This is a genomic window from Hydrogenophaga sp. IBVHS1, assembly GCF_002127265.1.
Lineage (GTDB): Bacteria > Pseudomonadota > Gammaproteobacteria > Burkholderiales > Burkholderiaceae_C > Hydrogenophaga.
This window is the reverse complement of sequence record NZ_NFUU01000001.1, coordinates 763644-780931: the sequence shown is the minus strand read 5'-3', so window position 1 is coordinate 780931 and position 17288 is coordinate 763644. Positions and strand designations below refer to the sequence as shown.

Below are 17288 nucleotides of genomic sequence, written 5' to 3'. Positions count from 1 at the left end.
CTCAACCGCTGGCGGCGACGCGGCGGCGAAACGCTTCCTCTTCGATCGCTGTACTCAGCGCTGCAGGATCTGCCGGTTTGACGAAGTGGCAATCGAACCCCGCCGCCCTCGATGCCTTGCCGGCTTCATGCTGCCCCCAGCCTGTCAGAGCCATCAACAACAATTCGCCACTCGCACGCATCTGGCGCAAGCGCCGGGCCAGTTCCATGCCCGACATGACCGGCATGCCCAGATCAAGAATCGCAACGTGGGGCATGGACTCCTGTACGGCGTGGAGCGCGTCCGCGCCACTGAAAGCGACGACGGTCTGATAGCCGTAGAACTCCATGGCCACTGCGAGCATGTTTGCTGCATCTTCGTTGTCGTCAACGATGAGAACCTGAATGCGGCCTCTTTCCACCCTGCTCATCTGCCACCCTCTTCCCAGCGGTCCGTGCTGCCTGTCTGCGTACAAAAAATCAATGCTCGGGCGCTCGTCGTTGCGAACACGGCAGGGTTCTTTTTCCAGAAGCTGTCTGAGGTTCACGGTGCATTGCCTGCGGATACAAATGTTTGAAAGTGTTTGAAACAGCGGCAACTGCCGCTATTGGCCGTGTGGCAAACGGCATGCCCGAGCTCGGCCGATTGGCAGCGTCGATCGAGAGGTTCGGGGCGGTGATGCTTGACGCTTTCGCGCACCACACGCGAGCTCGCTCAGGCTAAGATTTCGCGCTTTCAATGTGAGCGTCCCGGTCCTGAATGCCCCAGGAGCCCTTCAATTGAGCAATTTTGCAGCGGTCCCTGCAAGCAGCCTCCCGCGCAACAATGCGTTGCGTTATCTGGAGGCCACGGTGGTTCTGGCGGTTGCGCTGCCGGCCATACTTTTCTGTGTGGAAGCCTGGCGGAGTTACACAGACGCCATCAACCGTGCTCGCGTCCGCCTGAGCAGCGACGTTGAGGTGGCGGCTCAGCATGCCTTGCGCGTCTTTGACACCACCGACGTCTTGCTGGATCGGGCGTTCGATCTGATCGGGAACAGCGACGACGCCTCCCTGCGCGCGCAGGAGCAAGCGATGCATGAACAGCTGAAGCGCATCACGGCTTCCTTGCCACACGTTCAGTCACTGTGGGTTTTCAGCAATCGCGGCACGCCCCTTCTCAGCAACCGATTCTTCCCGACGCCGGTCTTCGATGTGTCGGATCGCGAATACTTCCAATGGCACCGGGCCGGGCACGGCACTTCTTACGTAACGGAAGCCCTCGTGGCACGCTTTGGCGGCGAGCGATTCTTCGATGTCAGCAGGCGGCGCGTGGATGGCAATGGCGATTTTGCCGGCTTGATCTCGGTGGGATTGCGCCCAGAACACTTCTCCAGCTTCTACAAGGAAATGATCGGAGATCGACAGGACGGACGCGTGGCGCTCTTCCGAAGTGATGGACGCTATGTGGCCCGCTGGCCCTCCTTGCCGCCTCCGGAAGCTCGACTTCCGAGCAACAACCCCCTTCTGGCACGCTGGGCCAAGGGCGAGATATTCGGCATGCACAACGCCGACTCGCTGCTGGATGGTTCGGAGCGGCTGGGTGCATTTCAGAAAGTGGGCAGCTACTCGCTTTACGTCTACGCAAGCGTTCCGCGCGCGGCTGTAGAAGCCGAATGGCGGCGTGAGATGGGCGTGCTGGCCGCGTTCGTCGGGCCCGTCTCGTTGCTCCTGGCCTGGATTGCATGGGTGGCGAGACAACGCACCCGAGAGCAACTGCTGGCCTCCCAACGCCTGGAAAAGGAAACGGCACAGCGCTTGCGCGCAGAAGAGACGCTGCGTCAAGCCCAGAAGCTCGAGGCAATGGGGCGGCTCACTGGCGGCGTGGCGCACGACTTCAACAACCTGCTCGCGGTGGTGAGCAACAACGCCTTTCTCCTCGGCATGAAAACGCTTGGAGAAGAGCACAAAGCCAAGGCCCTGGAAGGCATCAAGCGCGCTGTGACGTCGGGAACCTCGCTGACGCGACAACTGCTGTCGTTCACGCGGCGCCAGGCGCTGAGGCCCGAAGTCTTGTCGTTGCAGGAGCGCTTGCCGGCGCTGGCAGACATGCTGCACACCGCGCTGGGCAGCAACATCGAGTGCGTGGTCAGCGTGGCGCCGAATACGGCACCGATCGAAGTGGACCTGGCGGAAATGGAACTCGCCATGTTGAATCTGGCGGTCAATGCCAAGGACGCCTGTTCGGCAGAAGATCGCGTCACCATCACCGCTCGCAATGCAGCGCCCCAGGAAGAAACCGACATTCCTGAACAGGCTGTGGTGATCGAATTTTCTGACACCGGAAAAGGCATCGAACCCGACGTTCAGGAGCGGGTATTCGAACCTTTCTTCACGACCAAGTCGGTGGGGGAAGGCACCGGTCTGGGCTTGAGCCAGGTTCATGGCTTTTGTGCAAGAGCGAACGGCGTCGCACACATTTACAGCGAGCTGGGCAAGGGGACAACGGTCCGTCTGTATCTGCCCGCCGCTTCGGGCGAGGCCGCACCAGCCGCACAACCTCCAGCCGCAGCCCCTCCCGCATTGAAGTGCAGGGTTTTGCTGGTAGACGACAACGCGTCGCTCGCCGATTCCCTTCGGCCCATGCTGGAGTCGGTTGGCTGCACGGTCCAGGCCGCATGCTCAGTGGACGAAGCCCTGACGCTGCTGAGCGATGGCCCGATTTTTGATGTGGTGCTCAGCGACATCGTGATGCCCGGAGCACTCGACGGCATTCAATTTGCGAACGCGCTGCGACGGGCCTATCCCAATTTGCCCGTGGTGCTCATGACAGGCTACTCCGCGCAACTGACCACTGCACGCGAGAGTGGGTTTACGGTGTTGCCCAAGCCATGCTCGCCCCAAGTGCTGGTGGAAACCTTGTCACGTGCAGTTCAGCAACGTTGAAGAAATTTTTGCGGAAAAAAATGCTGCTCCCAAATACCGCCGTTGAACGACGGGATTCATTTGTCCAGAACAAACGAATGCAGGTTCTCGCTGACGCGGTTTTGTCCTACAGGTTTCTTCAAACCTCAATCACAAACTTCAACATTCGCGCCGTGAATTTCACCCGTTTCCTGGAGGCCCCCATGAGATCTGCTCTGGAGTACTGCATCTTCGGAATCGCCCTGTTTGTCGCCGTTGTCGCTGCGTTTCACCTGGCGCTGGCGCTCGGTTTCGGGGAACCGGTATGGGAGCCATTGGCGACCATGGCCTCGGCGATTGGCGTCATGGGTTTACTCGGGTTGGAACGCACAGACGCAGAATTGGAACGGGACGGGCAAAGCACAACCCCTACCGAAAGCGCCCCCAACCAGGTGATTGCCGAGCAATCAATGAGAGATCAACGCGTCCAGCTGGTGGGCACCTGTCTTGCCCCGAATCAGGCAGAAAGGATGGCCCCATGACGCAAGACCACATGAAGCACCGAAGAGGGGTGTACGCAAGCCCGCGCCAACCGCAAGGCGACTTTGGTCGGGGAAGCGACCACGCCCAGCTCGGCAGCAGTGACGACGTGAACCGTGAACTCAATCAGCGCGGGGCCTATCGCGATGCAGAGCCGGCGCAAGACCCGGCCACGGGCTCCCGACCGAGCACCCCTGGGCGAACCTCCAAGGCGCGACCGCCTCGAGCAGAGCCCCTTCAGCCCGATCGCCCGGGTCGGGGAAATGGTCGCGAGAAAAGCGATCGTGATGCGGCACACGACGAGGAAGAATCGGTCAGGAGAATCGCCACGCAGAGCAAGGACGCTCTGGACAACGTGCGTGATGGCTACGATCGGTAGCGGCTTGCTGTTGGGCGTTTGATCGCACCAAACTTACCCAAACCGCCCCGGCGAAAACGGCCTCACATCCACCCGCGGCGCGTTCCCAGTCATCATCGCCGCCAGCAGTTCCCCCGTCACCGGCCCCAGCGTGAACCCCTGGTGCCCATGACCAAACGCGCACCACATGCCCGCCACCGAGGGCACGGCGCCGAACACGGGCTTCATATCCGGCATGCAGGGGCGCGTGCCCATCCAGGGCTCGGGGTCGACGCGTTCGCCCAATGGAAAGCTCTGGCGGGCGATGTGTTCGGCGGCTTCGATCTGGGCCAGGTTGCGTGGGGCGTCCACATGGGCAAGCTCGGCGCCGGTGGTGAGGCGCAGGCCCTTTTGCATGGGTGCGATGACGTAGCCGTATTCGGCGTCAATCACGGTGCTGTTCAGCGGCTGGCCCGGCACGGACGCGTAGTGCATGTGGTAGCCGCGCTTGGGGATGACGGGCGCGGTGTAGCCGAAGCGTGAGGTGAGCTGCAGGGTCCAGGGGCCGAGAGCGACGACAACTTGCCTTGCGGTCAGCGTCTCGCCACTTGCCGTGTCCACCTGCCAGCCGCCTGCGTCGGTCCTGCGCAGTGACATCGCATCACCCAGCTTCACCGCCCCGCCCCGCTCCTCGAAAAGCTGTGCGTAGCGCTGCACCAGGTCGCCGGGGCTGCGAATGGCCACAGGGTCGGTCCATCGCACGGCACCGGCGAAGCTGCCGATCAGCGACGGTTCTTCGCGGACCACATCGGCGCCTGAAAGCTTGATGTGTTGCACGCCGTGCTGTGCGCGTGCATCGGCCACTTGATGGAAGGCGTGCAGTTCGCGCTCGGTGCGAAAGAGCATGACGTAACCCATGCCACCGATGAGATCGTTGGCACCCGCATCGTTCATCAGTTGCTGATGCGTTTCGAGCGACAACGCGATCAGCGTCTCGTACTCGCGGGAGATCTTTTGAAGTGGACCCGGTGCCGAGTTGCGGTAGTAAGACCACAGCGGCCCGAGCATGCGCACGGCGTCTGCGGCCTGGTAGCGCACATCCACGCGCCGGTTGGTGGCGCCCGACAATAAAAAGCCCAAGCTGCGCGGCAGCGCATAGGGCTCGATGGCTTCGCGCTGGATGATGCCGGCGTTGCCGTAAGAGGTTTCAAGGCCGGGGGCGCGCCGGTCCACCAGCGCAACGGCCTGGCCTCTGGCCTGCAGGTGGAGCGCGCAACCCACGCCCACCATGCCTGCGCCGAGAACGATGGTGTCGTGTGTCATGGTGCTGGTGATTCTAGTTGCTGCGATTTTGATGGCAGGCTGATGACAGTCCATGAGGCCTGCGGGGCCATGTGTTGTATCTCCGGGCAAACCCTCTGGCGGCGGCGGGGTGTCACGGAGCCTTCGCAGCAGATCGATGAAATACGCAGGACTTCCTGCATGGTGCAGGAAGCAGGGGCATCAAGCCCTGCATCCCTTTCATCGGAGCATCCACATGAAGAAGAGCCTCATCGCTCTGGCCGCACTGGCCACCCTTGCCGCCGCGGGCACCGCATCGGCCCAGTCCACCGTCACCATCTATGGCCGCATGGACGCCTCGGTGGGCAGCAACAAGGTCGACACCACGAGCACCACGCAATTGTTCAGCGGCAACCTGACCACGAGCCGCCTGGGCTTTCGTGGCACGGAAGATCTGGGTGGTGGCCTCAAGGCCAACTTCCAGCTTGAAAGCGCCCTGACGGTGGACGACGGCACGGCCGCTGGTCTGCGCTTTGGTCGCGCATCGTGGGTGGGCTTGAGCGGTGGCTTCGGCGCCGTGCGCCTGGGCCTGATGGACAGCCCCTACAAGGACATCTACGACATGGGCGTGTCGAACAACCTCTACGACTCGGAGTTCACGCCCACCAAGATCGCTTACCTGAGCGGTGCCGTGGGCACGGCATCGGGCGTGAGCGATTTCACCAGCCGCCCGAGCAACATGGTTCGCTACGACTCGCCCAGCTTCGGTGGCTTCAGCGGCAGCGTGGGCTATGCCTTTGACGAGAACACGGCGCCCGTCACCACCAACTCCGAAATCACCGCCCTGAACCTGCGCTACCGCAGCGGCCCGCTGGACGTGGGCCTGGCCTACCAGGACCAGAAGAACGCCACCGCTACGCTCGACCGCAACTTCACCGTGCTGGCGGCCGCGTACAACTTCGGCATGGTCCGCGTGTCAGGCCAGTACCAGATCACCGATCAGTCCAACGGCCTGGAAGACCGCGACTATTCCTTTGGCGTGACCGTGCCCTTTGGCAACTTCGATGTGTCGGCAGGCTTCGGCAGCGGCAAGTCGGAACTCAACGGCGTGACCACGGGCGAAGGCAAGGCCTTTGCGCTCGGCGCCACCTACGCGCTGTCCAAGCGCACGCGCCTGTACGGCGGCCTGCTGGATGGCGATGTGGAAAACGGCGCGGGTGCCACGGCGCGCGAGCGCCGTCTGTACGCCGTGGGCGTGCGCCACGACTTCTAAGCTTTCGCGCTCTCGAATCTCCAAGGCAATTTCAAACCCGTCACCTTCACCGGTGACGGGTTTTTTTAGTTCGCCAGCCCCGGATTGCCCTGCATGCCGACGATGCGGGGCGTGTTGATCTTCACGCCCTTCACCACCTTGCGGTCGCGCAGGTAGCCCGAGACCACGTCCCAGATGGGCTCGCCCTTGGCGCCTTCCTGCACCGAAGCCCAGCCAGCCACCTTGTAGGTCTTGCTGGCTTCGATGGGCTTGCCTTTCAGCATCATGTTGTTGATGCGCTGGCCCATGGGCGCGTTGGGGGTCATGGTGTATTGCATGCCGCCCACGCGCACCATGTCGCCGCCCTGCTGGTAGTAAGGATCGGGGTTGAAGATGTTGTCGGCCACGTCTTCCAGAATGGTCTTGATCTGTTCGCCGCTGAACTCATTGAGCGTGGTGGCGGGGTAGGTCAGCGCCATCTGGTCCATCATGCGTTCGTAGGTGATGGTGTCGCCGGGCAGCAGCGAAGTGCCCCAGCGCACTCCAGGCGAAAACGCGATTTCGGCACCCTTGTTCTGCATGAGCGCGTCGCAGATGAGCTGGTCCCAGGAGCCGTTGAAGTTGCCGCGGCGGTAGAGCAGGTCTTGAGTGACCGCGAGCTTTTCTTCGAGCTTGTCCTTGTAGGGCGCGCGCACCTTGTCGATGTGCGCCTGCATGGCGGCATCGGCCGGCAACAGGTTGGAGAAGATGGGCAGCAGCTTGTAGCGGAAGTCCTGCACCTTGCCATCGCGCACGTCGAAATCGAGCACGCCCAGAAACTTGCTGTTGGAACCGGCGTTGGTCACCAGCGTCTGGCCGCCGCTGTTTTTCACGATGGTGGGTGCGGGCATGCCGTCGTGCGTGTGGCCACCCAGAATGGCGTCGATGCCGCGCACGCGCGAGGCCATCTTGATGTCGACGTCCATGCCGTTGTGCGAGAGCACCACCACCACCTGCGCGCCCTTGCCGCGCACCTCGTCCACCATTTTCTGCATGTGCTCGTCCTGGATGCCGAAGGTCCAGTCGGGCACCATGTAGCGCGGGTTCGCAATGGGGGTGTAGGGGAAGGCCTGGCCGATCACACCCACCTGCACGCCGTTCATTTCGCGCAGCGCGTAGGGCTTGAACACGAGGTCTTCAAAGTCGGTGGTCTTGATGTTCTGCGCGAGGAATTCCATGTTCCCCTTCAGGTCCTTCTCCACGATTTCCTGCACGCGTTTCGCGCCGAAGGTGTGCTCCCAGTGCGAGGTCATCATGTTCACGCCGAGCAGCTTGCAGGCGTCCACCATGTCCTGGCCGTTGGTCCACAGCGAAGTGGCCGAGCCCTGCCAGGTGTCACCGCCATCCAGCAGCAAGGCGTGGGGCCGGCTGGCCTTGAGCTGCTTGACCAGCGCGGCCATGTGCGCGAAGCCACCGACCTTGCCGTAGGTTTTGGCGGCCTGGCTGAAGTTCAGATACGAAAAGGCATGCGCCTGCGCGGTGCCGGGCTTGATGTTGAAGTGCCGGAGCAGCTTCTCGCCCACGATGTGCGGCGGGCGGCCCAGCGCTTCGGCCACGCCCAGGTTCACGCTGGGTTCGCGGAAGTGAATGGGCGTGAGCTGCGCGTGGCAGTCGGTGAAGTGGAGGAAGCTCACGTTGCCGAACTTGGGCACGTCGTACAGGCGCTCGCCGGCACCCGGGGCGGCTGCCAGCACGTCGCGTTGGTTCAGTGCCATGCCGGTGGCGCTGGCCACGGCCAGCACCTGCATGAATTCACGGCGGCTGAAACTCATGTCTATCCCTTGTCAATTGATCGCTGATATTTGCGCGAAATTTTTTTCGCCGGATGGCCCCGTGCTGCGCGTTGCAGCCCGGGGCCATGCCGTTACTTGTTGACCGGTGAAGCCGGGTCGAGCAGCAACGCCATCACGTCCTTGAGCTGCTTTTCATTCAGGATGGCCATGTGGCCGACGCGTGGCATCTGCGAACAGGCGTTGTAGGCACGCGAGTTCCAGAGCTTGCCCCAGGTGTACTCAACGATGGGCTTGCCGCTGGCGGCGTTCGGGTCGGTCACGCCGCGCAGCTTGCCGTAGTTGTAGAGGCTCGGGCCCAGCGTGCCGAAGGAGATTTCTTCCTTGCTGATCTGGTGGCAGTTGTAGCAATTGCCGCCGTTGGCCTCGCCCGCCTTGTCGCTCCAGGTCAGGCCACGGCCGCTCTGGGCGATCTTTTCGCCCTCTTTCCAGTCGCCCAGAAACTTGCCGTCGGCGGGCCACTTCACGGTCTTCATGTTGGCGGCCTCGATGGCCTTGGCGATCTTCTCGTCAATCTGCTTGCCCGCCACGTTGGCGGCCACGCATTCGCGGTTGGCGTCGTCCTGCACCAGGCGGTCCACCTTGGCGATGCCACGGTCCTGGAACGAATTCTTGAGCATCTCGGCGGTGGCTTTGTCCACATCGGCGGCAGAGGGGGAAGAGGTGCAGCCGGACAACACGAGCGCGGCCACGGGCAGCAGGGCAAACATCAGGTTCTTGTTCATGGTGGTGTCTCCGGTTCAGCGCTTGATGGCGGGCACGATGGACTCGGCGGTCTTGGCGTTCACGCCCATGTAGACGCCCAGTGCGATGGTGGCCTCGCTGCCGAATTTCGGCTCGGGAAAGCGCTGCTGGCGGAAGCAGTCGTTCAGGCGCAGCTGCATGCCCCACATCTGCGCGTTGGACACGCGGTACGCCGGCCAGGCCGCAAAGCCGACGCCGTCTCCCGGGTTCTTGGTGAGGTTGGGCAGGTCTTGCAGGCGAATGCGCTTGTCGTCTTCACCGTGGCAGGAGGCGCAGGAAAAGTCGTGCGTGCCGCCGCGCGTGAAGAACATGCGCTTGCCGGTTTCATACATCAGCTTTTCCTGCGCATGCGATTGCGGCAGGTTGAAGCGCATGCCCTTGGACGCCGTGGCCACATAGGTGGCCAGTGCGGTTACGTTGGCCATCTCGCCGCGCCCGAAAGGGGTTTTGGCGATCTCGGCGGCGTTGAAGCCCTGCAGGTTTTCCATGCAGGTGATCAAGCGCGTTTCCAGGTCCTGCACGCGGCCGGTGTCGGCAAAGTAGCGTGGCATTTCAACAAAGGCGCCCTTGATGACACCCGGGCCCTTGCCGAGGTCGCATTTTTCGAGCGACGCGTTCTTTGGACCCCGTTTCTGTTTCCAGAGCTCCTCGCCTTTCATCTCGAACAGTTCGGCCGGGTTGCCGTCCTGCAGCATCTCGCGGTATTTGGCGATGCCGTCGGCCGTCGAGCTCTGGGCGTGAGCGCTGCCCAGTGCGGCGGCGGTTGCGGCGAAGGCCAGCAGACCGTTGCGGAGGTGTTGGTTCATCGGGGGTCTCCTCTTTATGGTGGTGAAAAAAGCGAAACGGCCAGACGGGGCGTGCTGGCCGTTGCTACCCTGCAGCAAGGGTCAGGCTACCGTCGCCTCGTCGGTGCGCGTGTCGCCTTTGGTGTCGACCCATTTCACGACGATCTTGTCGCCCTTGGCCGCGCCCTTGAACTTGAACGAGAGAAACGGGTTCTGGGCCACCGAGCCGGTGAACTGCGACTGCAGCACGACCTTGCCGTTGTGGGTGGCTTCCACGTCTTTGATGAAGTGGGCGGGGATGAGGTTGCCGCCGGCATCGCGGCGGGTACCGGGCTCCATGACGTGGGACATGAGCACGCGGACGGTGGTTTCGTCACCGGCGAGGGCGGCGCGGATGCGCATCGGATCGGCCATGATGGACTCCTGAAATTCTGTGAACGGATGAAGCGGAAACGGTGAAGGTGCGGGCGATCAGCCGCCGCAACCACCCAGCGTGACCTTGGTTTCCTTGGTGGCCGAGAACAGCTTGCCGTCGGCCTTGACCACGGCCACCACGTTGCTGCTCTGGCCCATCTTCAGACGGGTCTGCACATCGGGCGCGGTGCCGGCGGGAATGGTGAAACCGCACGAGAGCGGCATGGGATTCTTCTCGACGATGAGGAAAATCTCGGTGGTGTTGGGCAGCTTGCTCGAAGCACCCACGGGCACCACGGCGCCGTTTTCGGCGATGTCGGGCGCAACCACGGTGACCTGGTCGCTGTTGGCGGGCGTGCCGCCCACGGCCTTGAGCGCCTCGGCCAGTGTCTTGACTTCGAAACCGGCGCGGTCCACGGCGGCTTGCGCCTGGCTCTGGGTAATGATCCCCAGCGACACCAGGGTGGCAAACGCCCCGGTGGTCTTGAGGGCGACTCGGCGTGAGTTGTTCATGAGGAGCTCCAAATGGGAAGGGAAACGCTTGAGTTTAGAGGGGCCGAGGGGGTTGCGCTGTGCGCAGCTTAGGGCCTCGGGCGGGGAAAGGGTCTTGGTAGTTACGAGTACATGCCAATATTCCAATTTCGGTGTGCTTACTCAGTGTTCATTTCGCACCGGCCGCAATCCACTTTGCGATGGCAGCGGCCTGCGCCGCGCTCAGCTGGGGCTGGGGCGGCATGGGCACCGGCCCGAACACTCCCACGCCACCTTCGCGGATCTTCACCGCCAGGTAAGCCTCCAGCCGTTCCTGGCCCTTGTGCTTCGCAGCGATCTCGTTGAAGCCGGGGCCGACCACCTTGCTCGTCATGCCGTGGCAAGCGGTGCAGCTGTTGGCGGCCAGCAAGGCCTTCACGTCGCCGCCCGCGACGGGCTTGGCGGCAGCCATCGCCACCGCAGCGCGCGTGCCGGCACCCACTGGCGCGGTGGGTGCCGGCCTGGTGGTGTCCGCACCGCGCACCGGCCCGATCACACGGTTCTGCTCGGCGATGTTGCCGTGCGCATCGCGTGCAAATTCCGGCAGGAACGAACGGATGGTGGGCTCCACCGGGCAGTCCTTCATGCAGGCCACGTTCGTCACATCGCCCTTGCCTTCCAGCTTCCACAGTGGCTCGTGGAACACCATGCCGTTGCGGTTGGGCATGCGCTTCTGCACCTCGGCGATGTTGGTGTCGCTCAACGTGAAATCAGCCGGCACCACTTCGGCCAGGCTCAGGATGTAGGCGGTGACGCTGTAGACCTCTTCGGTGGTCAGCGTCTTGGGCGCGTTCCACGGCATGGCGCGGTTGATGTAGTCCCACAGCGTCGAGACCGTGGCCACTTTCATCATGGTGGTCTTCTGCGGAAAGATGCTGCCCGGCTCCAGGTTCTTCACGCGGCCGCGCTCGATGTCGGCCTTGGTGGTGCCGCCCACGATGGGCGTGAACACTTCGTTGGATTCGCCAAAGCTGCCGTGGCACGAGGCGCATTGCGCCTCCCACACCTGCTCGCCCTTGGCCACCGTGCCCGAGCCCTTGGGCAGGCCCTTGAAGTCGGGGCGCACATCGATGTCCCAGGCCTTCACCTCGGCCCGCGTGGCGTCGCGGCCGATCTCCTGCCAGGGCTTGCCTTGAGAAAACGCGGCGCCAGCAGAGAGCGCGGCAACGAGCAGCAAGGTGGATTGAAAAAGGGATTTCATCAATACACCTGCACGTTGGAGACTTCGCCGTTTTCAGAAACTTTCCACGATTGAATGGCGTTCTGGTGGTAGATCGAACGCGTGCCGCGCACCGCGCGCAACTGGTTGATCTTCGGTTGCACATAGCCCGTGCTGTCGATGGCGCGGCTCTGCAGCACCGCCGGTTTGCCGTCCCACACCCAGTCGATGTTGAAGCGCGTGAGCGCCTTGGGCAGCACCGGTCCTTCGAGCCGCGCGGTGCGCCAGTTGCGCCCGCCGTCCACGCTCACGTCCACCCGCTTGATGCTGCCGCGCCCCGACCACGCCAGGCCGGTCACGTTGTAGTAGCCCTTGTCGAGCAGCGTCTGGCTGCCCGAGGGCGTGGTGATCACGCTCTTGCATTCCTGGATGCCGGTGTACTGGCGGTGCGTGCCATCGGGCATGTGGTCGATGTAGTGCACCGCCTCATCCTTGCTGGCCCACTTCATGTCGCCCACTTCCAGGCGGCGCAGGTATTTCACCCAGCTCACGCCCTGCACACCCGGCACCACCAGGCGCAGCGGGTAGCCGTTTTCCGGCCGCAGCATTTCGCCGTTCATGGCCCAGGCGACGATGCAGTCGTCCATGGCGCGCTCGATGGACAGCGTGCGCGTCATCGAGGAACCATCGGCTCCCTCGGCCAGCACGTATTTGCCCTTCTGCTTGTCGTAGCCGCACATCTCCAGCAAGGTGGAAAGCAGCACGCCGGTGTATTCGCAGCAGCTCAGCATGCCGTGCGTGTACTGCACCGAAGGCAGCGCCACATTGCCCCACTCCGGCGCCGAGTTGGCACCGCATTCGATGAAGTGGATGCGCGAGACGCTGGGCAGGCGCATGAGATCGTCCATGGTGAACACGCGCTCGCGCTTCACCAGGCCGTTGATCATCAGGCGGTGCTTCGAGGGATCGATGTCCCACCAGCCCTGGTGGTGGCGCTCGAAGTGCAGGCCGTTGGGCGTGATGATGCCGAACAGGCCCTGCAGCGGCGCGAAGCTCACCGAGGCCTGCGGCACGCGTGTGAGCCCCGGGCTCTGGCGGCGCTGCAGATTGGTTTCCCACTGGCTCGGCACGCCGTAGCCCGGTGTGGCCACAGGCTGGCCCAGGCCCTTGGTGTGCGGTGGCAATTCAAGAATGGCGCTCTCGCCGTCTGCGGCCATTGCGCGGGTGGACGCCGCCACGCTGGCGGCGGCGCCCGCACCCATGGCCAGCGCCTTGCCCATGAAGCTGCGCCGCGCCTTGCGGGCCTGCTCCAGCTTGTCGGCGCCGAGGTGGTTTTCTGGCGCGGGCAGCACACGCCCGATCACTTGGCTCAGGTCTTCAGACACGGATTGGTTCCTGCAGGTTGGCGGTTCACACAGCGACTATATGCGTGATTGCTGATATTCGGATAGGTAGAAACCCGATGACTTTTTCAAACTGCGGGAGAGCCTCCTCTGCTACATTTTTCAGCGCAGTTCCGTACAACCAAATCCAATGGAGACCACGATGGGGAAATCGATCAAATGGCTGGCAGGGAGCGTGTTGTGCGCCGCTGCCCTGGGGGCGCAGGCCCAGGTGAATCAGGTGAAGGTGTGGGCTGCGGCCTGCGCCAACTGCCACGGCACCGATGGCCGCGCCGCGCCCGGTACGATCGCGCTGGCCGGCCAGGGCAAAGACGACCTGCTGCAGAAGCTGCTCGATTTCAAGGCCGGCAAGCGGCCCGCGACCATCATGCACCAGCTCTCCAAGGGCTACACCGACGAGCAGCTGGCGCAGATCGCCACCTACTTCGCCGCCCAGAAGAAATAAGGAGCCCACGCCATGAAACGTCGTCAATTTGTTCAAACGCTGGGCGCCGGCTCGGCCGTGGCCAGTCTGGGTTTTCTGGGTGGCTGCGCCACGCGCGGCAGCGGTGCCCGGGTGGTGGTGGTCGGCGGGGGCTACGGTGGCGCCACCGCCGCCAAGTACGTTCGCCTGTTCTCCGACAACAGCATCGATGTGACGCTGATCGAGCCCAACGCGGCCTTTGTCTCCTGCCCCATTTCCAACCTGGTGCTCGGTGGCCACAAAACCATGGCCGACATCACCACGCCGTACGACAACCTGAGCAAGCGCCATGGCGTGAAGGTGGTGCGCGACATGGTCACCAGCATCGACCCGGCCAAGCGCACGGTGAAGCTGGCCGGCGGCGCCGAGCTGGCGTATGACCGCCTGATCCTTTCGCCCGGCATCGATTTCATGATGGACTCCCTGCCCGGCATGGCAAAGCCTGGCGCGGCCGACAAGGTGCTGCACGCCTGGAAGGCCGGCCCGCAGACGCTGGCGCTGCGCCGCCAGCTCGAAGCCATGCCCGATGGCGGCGTCTACGCGCTCTCGATTCCGCTGGCACCCTACCGCTGCCCGCCCGGCCCCTACGAACGCGCCTGCATGGTGGCGAGTTACTTCAAGGTGGCCAAGCCGAAGAGCAAGGTTGTGATCTTCGACGCCAACGACGACATCACCTCGAAGAAGGGCCTGTTCATGAAGGCCTGGGAGGACCACTACAAGGGTCTCATCGAGTACCGTCCCAAGCACAAGCTGGTGGACGTGGACGCCGCCACCAACACACTGAAGTTCGAGTTCAACGACGACTTCAAGGCCGGCGTGGCCAACGTGCTGCCCAACCAGCGCGCTGGCGACATCGCGGTGAAGACCGGCCTGGCCACGGCCAATGCACGCTGGTGCGAGGTGGACTTCCTTACCTTTGAATCGAAGGCGCAGAAGAACATCCACGTGCTGGGCGATGCGATCCAGGTGGCCCCGCTGATGCCCAAGTCGGGCCACATGGCCAACCAGCACGGCAAGACCTGCGCCGCCGCTGTGGTGTCTCTGCTGCAGGGCAAGGAAGCGCCTTCGCTGCCGATCTACGCCAACACCTGCTACAGCTTCGTCACCGCCACCGACGTGGTGCACGTGGCCAGCGTGCACCGCTACGACGCGACGCAAAAGACCATGCTCACCGTGCCGGGATCGGGGGGCTTGTCCACCGCAGCCACCGCGCTCGAAGGCGAATACGCGATGGCGTGGGCGCGCAACATCTGGGCCGACACGCTGGCCTGAACGGCCACGGTCCGAAACAAAGCCCTGCTCGCAGGGCTTTTTGTTGGCCTTCCATCCGCGCAGGAGTTGATTTCATGAAAAGACGGTCGCTGATTTCTCTGGCCTTGGGCGCGCTGCCACTGGCCACCACCCGGTGGGCCGGCGCTGCGGAGCGCATCGGCGTGCTGCTCCTCCACGGCAAGAACCCCGGCGGACCGGAAAGTCCGCAGTACGTCCCCGTGAAATCGGCCATGGAAAAGCAGGGCTGGCTGGTGAGCATTCCTGACATGCCCTGGTCGCGCAACCGCTACCTGCAAGGCCATTGGGATGGCGCCATGGCTGAAATCGCCCAGCACATCAAGGCGTTACAGGAGAAGGGAGCAACGCGGATCGTGCTCATGGGACACAGCATGGGGGTGCCCGCCGCCATGAGCCACGCCGCGCGAGGTGGCACCGCGCACGCGCTGGTGCTGCTGGCGCCGGGCCACGTGCCGCGCGCGTACTTCACCGTGCCGCAGCTGTCACCGGTGCGTGAAAGCATCGAGGCGGCCCGCGCCATGGTGGCCGCCGGCAAAGGGGATGAGTCCAACCGCTTCATGGACATCAACCAGGGTCGCCAGCAACCCATCGTCACCACGGCGAAAAACTTCCTCTCGTACTTCGATCCCGAATCAGACGCCGACATGGGCGTGACCGCGCCGAGACTGCCGGCGAACCTGCCGGTGCTCACCGCCATCGGACAAGGCGACCCGATGTTCAAGCGCGTGCGCAGCTACTACGTCGATCAGTTGCCCGCGAACCCGAAAACGCAGTTGATTGAAGTGTCGGGTGGCCATCTGGACACGCCTCAGGTGGCGCTGGCTCAAATGCTCGAATGGATACCCAAGGCGGTCTCTGCCTGAAGACAGCACCGTATACTCGCCACCTGCCGCAAGGCACATCCGCTAGGGGTGTTGCGCTGGGGTCCTGTACCCCGGTCGCGACTGAGAAAGTCCCTTTGAACCTGACTGAGGTAATCCTCGCGCAGGGAAGCAGGCCGGTTTCATTTCTCCCCGTCGCCCCGGTTCGCGGCGACCCCGGCCCAGCCCACCTGCCTCAACTTTGCATGGAGCAAATTGATGGCATCCGCTTCTTCTTCGTCTCCGGCCAACCAGGCCCTGACACCCATCGCACCCGGCAACCGGGTGTTTCATTTTCACGAGCACGCCGCGCTCTGGTTCAGCCTGGGCACCGGCCTGCTGGTGATGCAGATCGGCGCTTACCTGGTGCCGGCGGTGGGCACGCGCGACGCGGTGATAGCGATCGTGCTGGGTTCGCTGATCGGCGCCGGCCTGCTGGGCTGGACCGCGCGCCTGGGTTGCCAGACCGGGCTGGCCAGCGCGGGCCTGATGCACGCCACCTACGGCAGTGCGTTCGCCAAGCTGCCGGTGCTGCTCAACATCGCGCAGCTCATCGGCTGGACCACCTTCGAGCTGGTCATCATGCAGGAGGGCACGGTTGCGATCCTCAAGCAGGCCCTGGGCAGTGAGCCCGGTGGCCTGCTCGACGGCACCGGTGGCAAGCTGCTGGCCACGCTGCTCTGGGGCGGTGTGCTGATCGCGCTCATGGCCGGCTCCATGCTCACACTGGTGCGCCGCTTCGTGAGCCGCTTCGGGCTGCCGCTGGTGGTGGCCTCGCTGGTGTGGCTCACCTGGCAGTTCGGCACGCGCCTGCAGGCGCAGGGTTTCGAGGCTTTCTGGAACCGGCCGGGCAACGGCGGCATGGGTTTGTTTTCGGCCATGGACCTGGTGATTGCCATGCCGGTTTCCTGGCTGCCGCTGGTGGCCGACTACGCGCGCCACGGCAAGCGCGCCGCCACCACGCTGGGCGGCACCTGGCTGGGCTACGCGCTGGCCAACATCTGGTGCTATGCGCTGGGTGTGCTGGTGGTGAGCACGGTGGAACCCGGCACCAACCTGGTCGCGGCACTGCTGCTGGCGCAGGGTGGCCTGATCGCACTCGGTCTGATCCTGCTCGATGAGATGGACAACGCGTATGGCGACGCGCACTCGGGCGCGGTGTCGGTGCACAGCCTGCGCCCGCGCTGGAGCATTCGCAACGCGGGCCTGGCCTTCGCCGCACTGTGCACGGTGCTCGCGCTGCTCCTGCCCATGCACACGCTGGAACCTTTCCTGCTGCTGCTCAGCTCGGTGTTTGTGCCGCTCTACGGCGTGATCCTGGGCCGGCTCGGCAGCGGTGCAGCGCTGGGCGAGCGCCGCACGGTGAACTGGAGCGCAGCTGCTCTGTGGGTGGCGGGCATTGCCACCTACCACCTGCTCGCGAAGTTCGCTCCCGAGCTGGGTTCGGCGCTGCCCACGCTGGCGCTCACCTTCGTGTTCGCTTCGCTGACCCGTCCGCGCAACTCCACAGGGTTGGCCACCGCCAGCGCCTGAGCGTCA

General features: G+C 63.8%; 17 protein-coding genes and 1 riboswitch. Of the genes, 8 read left to right on the top strand and 9 right to left on the bottom strand.

Annotated features, from left to right (window positions below; translation table 11 throughout):
• Position 1 precedes the first annotated feature (1 nt).
• Positions 2 to 526 carry a response regulator gene (locus CAP37_RS03810; protein WP_086122951.1) on the bottom strand — a complete coding sequence of 175 codons (525 nt, stop codon included), beginning with the start codon at positions 524 to 526 and terminating at the stop codon, positions 2 to 4.
• 232 nt (positions 527 to 758) lie between these two features.
• On the opposite strand from CAP37_RS03810, the gene CAP37_RS03805 reads away from it, so the two are divergent.
• The 3 genes from CAP37_RS03805 to CAP37_RS21655 are packed head-to-tail and all read left to right on the top strand — an operon-like array spanning position 759 to position 3780.
• Complete coding sequence (locus CAP37_RS03805) at positions 759 to 2903, top strand: hybrid sensor histidine kinase/response regulator (protein ID WP_179190123.1); 2145 nt, start codon at positions 759 to 761, stop codon at positions 2901 to 2903.
• A complete protein-coding gene (locus CAP37_RS03800) occupies positions 2900 to 3403 on the top strand; it encodes a hypothetical protein (RefSeq protein WP_218776820.1) in 504 nt (167 codons plus the stop codon). Before CAP37_RS03805 ends, CAP37_RS03800 begins: the two co-directional genes overlap by 4 nt.
• Complete coding sequence (locus tag CAP37_RS21655; protein WP_179190122.1) at positions 3400 to 3780, top strand: hypothetical protein; 381 nt, start codon at positions 3400 to 3402, stop codon at positions 3778 to 3780. Before CAP37_RS03800 ends, CAP37_RS21655 begins: the two co-directional genes overlap by 4 nt.
• Before the next feature lie 33 nt (positions 3781 to 3813).
• Here the strand turns inward: CAP37_RS21655 and CAP37_RS03795 are convergent, their stop codons facing one another.
• Positions 3814 to 5061, bottom strand: coding sequence for an FAD-binding oxidoreductase (locus CAP37_RS03795; protein ID WP_086122948.1), 1248 nt, complete (start codon positions 5059 to 5061; stop codon positions 3814 to 3816).
• Positions 5062 to 5275: 214 nt separating this feature from the next.
• Between CAP37_RS03795 and CAP37_RS03790 the strand changes: the two genes are divergently transcribed.
• On the top strand, positions 5276 to 6292 hold the full coding sequence (locus CAP37_RS03790) for a porin (RefSeq protein ID WP_179190121.1): 1017 nt from the start codon (positions 5276 to 5278) through the stop codon (positions 6290 to 6292).
• Between the two features lie 65 nt (positions 6293 to 6357).
• Here the strand turns inward: CAP37_RS03790 and soxB are convergent, their stop codons facing one another.
• The 7 genes from soxB to soxC form a co-directional block, all read right to left on the bottom strand.
• Complete coding sequence (soxB, locus tag CAP37_RS03785; protein WP_086122946.1) at positions 6358 to 8082, bottom strand: thiosulfohydrolase SoxB; 1725 nt, start codon at positions 8080 to 8082, stop codon at positions 6358 to 6360.
• Between the two features lie 92 nt (positions 8083 to 8174).
• Complete coding sequence (gene soxX / locus CAP37_RS03780; RefSeq protein ID WP_086122945.1) at positions 8175 to 8825, bottom strand: sulfur oxidation c-type cytochrome SoxX; 651 nt, start codon at positions 8823 to 8825, stop codon at positions 8175 to 8177.
• Positions 8826 to 8840: 15 nt separating this feature from the next.
• Positions 8841 to 9650 carry a sulfur oxidation c-type cytochrome SoxA gene (gene soxA, locus CAP37_RS03775; protein ID WP_086122944.1) on the bottom strand — a complete coding sequence of 270 codons (810 nt, stop codon included), beginning with the start codon at positions 9648 to 9650 and terminating at the stop codon, positions 8841 to 8843.
• A gap of 81 nt (positions 9651 to 9731) precedes the next feature.
• On the bottom strand, positions 9732 to 10043 hold the full coding sequence (gene soxZ, locus CAP37_RS03770) for a thiosulfate oxidation carrier complex protein SoxZ (RefSeq protein WP_086122943.1): 312 nt from the start codon (positions 10041 to 10043) through the stop codon (positions 9732 to 9734).
• A 57-nt stretch (positions 10044 to 10100) separates the two neighbouring features.
• Complete coding sequence (gene soxY, locus CAP37_RS03765) at positions 10101 to 10556, bottom strand: thiosulfate oxidation carrier protein SoxY (RefSeq protein ID WP_086122942.1); 456 nt, start codon at positions 10554 to 10556, stop codon at positions 10101 to 10103.
• Between the two features lie 148 nt (positions 10557 to 10704).
• On the bottom strand, positions 10705 to 11775 hold the full coding sequence (locus tag CAP37_RS03760; RefSeq protein WP_086122941.1) for a c-type cytochrome: 1071 nt from the start codon (positions 11773 to 11775) through the stop codon (positions 10705 to 10707).
• On the bottom strand, positions 11775 to 13118 hold the full coding sequence (gene soxC / locus CAP37_RS03755; RefSeq protein WP_086122940.1) for a sulfite dehydrogenase: 1344 nt from the start codon (positions 13116 to 13118) through the stop codon (positions 11775 to 11777). The genes CAP37_RS03760 and soxC overlap by 1 nt, the downstream gene beginning before the upstream one ends.
• 160 nt (positions 13119 to 13278) lie before the next feature.
• On the opposite strand from soxC, the gene CAP37_RS03750 reads away from it, so the two are divergent.
• The 4 genes from CAP37_RS03750 (at position 13279) to CAP37_RS03735 (ending at position 17282) form a co-directional block, all read left to right on the top strand.
• Positions 13279 to 13581, top strand: a complete 303-nt coding sequence (locus CAP37_RS03750; protein WP_086122939.1) for a c-type cytochrome — start codon at positions 13279 to 13281, stop codon at positions 13579 to 13581.
• A 12-nt stretch (positions 13582 to 13593) separates the two neighbouring features.
• Positions 13594 to 14871, top strand: a complete 1278-nt coding sequence (locus tag CAP37_RS03745) for an NAD(P)/FAD-dependent oxidoreductase (protein ID WP_086122938.1) — start codon at positions 13594 to 13596, stop codon at positions 14869 to 14871.
• A 74-nt stretch (positions 14872 to 14945) separates the two neighbouring features.
• Positions 14946 to 15752 (top strand): alpha/beta fold hydrolase, encoded by an 807-nt coding sequence (locus CAP37_RS03740; protein WP_086122937.1) that lies wholly within the window; start codon positions 14946 to 14948, stop codon positions 15750 to 15752.
• 34 nt (positions 15753 to 15786) lie between these two features.
• Positions 15787 to 15897, top strand: a riboswitch (TPP riboswitch).
• Between the two features lie 71 nt (positions 15898 to 15968).
• Entirely contained in the window at positions 15969 to 17282 is a 1314-nt protein-coding gene (locus CAP37_RS03735; protein ID WP_086122936.1) for a cytosine permease, read from the top strand.
• Positions 17283 to 17288 lie beyond the last annotated feature (6 nt).

What these genes read in the sequence shown, in the direction of transcription:
- CAP37_RS21655 (WP_179190122.1), top strand. Translation starts at nt 3,400, where the DNA reads ATGACGCAAGACCACATGAAGCACCGAAGAGGGGTGTACGCAAGCCCG.
- CAP37_RS03740 (WP_086122937.1), top strand. Translation starts at nt 14,946, where the DNA reads ATGAAAAGACGGTCGCTGATTTCTCTGGCCTTGGGCGCGCTGCCACTG.
- soxB (WP_086122946.1), bottom strand. Translation starts at nt 8,082, where the DNA reads ATGAGTTTCAGCCGCCGTGAATTCATGCAGGTGCTGGCCGTGGCCAGC.
- CAP37_RS03750 (WP_086122939.1), top strand. Translation starts at nt 13,279, where the DNA reads ATGGGGAAATCGATCAAATGGCTGGCAGGGAGCGTGTTGTGCGCCGCT.
- CAP37_RS03760 (WP_086122941.1), bottom strand. Translation starts at nt 11,775, where the DNA reads ATGAAATCCCTTTTTCAATCCACCTTGCTGCTCGTTGCCGCGCTCTCT.
- CAP37_RS03795 (WP_086122948.1), bottom strand. Translation starts at nt 5,061, where the DNA reads ATGACACACGACACCATCGTTCTCGGCGCAGGCATGGTGGGCGTGGGT.
- soxX (WP_086122945.1), bottom strand. Translation starts at nt 8,825, where the DNA reads ATGAACAAGAACCTGATGTTTGCCCTGCTGCCCGTGGCCGCGCTCGTG.
- soxZ (WP_086122943.1), bottom strand. Translation starts at nt 10,043, where the DNA reads ATGGCCGATCCGATGCGCATCCGCGCCGCCCTCGCCGGTGACGAAACC.
- soxA (WP_086122944.1), bottom strand. Translation starts at nt 9,650, where the DNA reads ATGAACCAACACCTCCGCAACGGTCTGCTGGCCTTCGCCGCAACCGCC.
- CAP37_RS03745 (WP_086122938.1), top strand. Translation starts at nt 13,594, where the DNA reads ATGAAACGTCGTCAATTTGTTCAAACGCTGGGCGCCGGCTCGGCCGTG.
- CAP37_RS03735 (WP_086122936.1), top strand. Translation starts at nt 15,969, where the DNA reads ATGGCATCCGCTTCTTCTTCGTCTCCGGCCAACCAGGCCCTGACACCC.
- soxY (WP_086122942.1), bottom strand. Translation starts at nt 10,556, where the DNA reads ATGAACAACTCACGCCGAGTCGCCCTCAAGACCACCGGGGCGTTTGCC.
- CAP37_RS03790 (WP_179190121.1), top strand. Translation starts at nt 5,276, where the DNA reads ATGAAGAAGAGCCTCATCGCTCTGGCCGCACTGGCCACCCTTGCCGCC.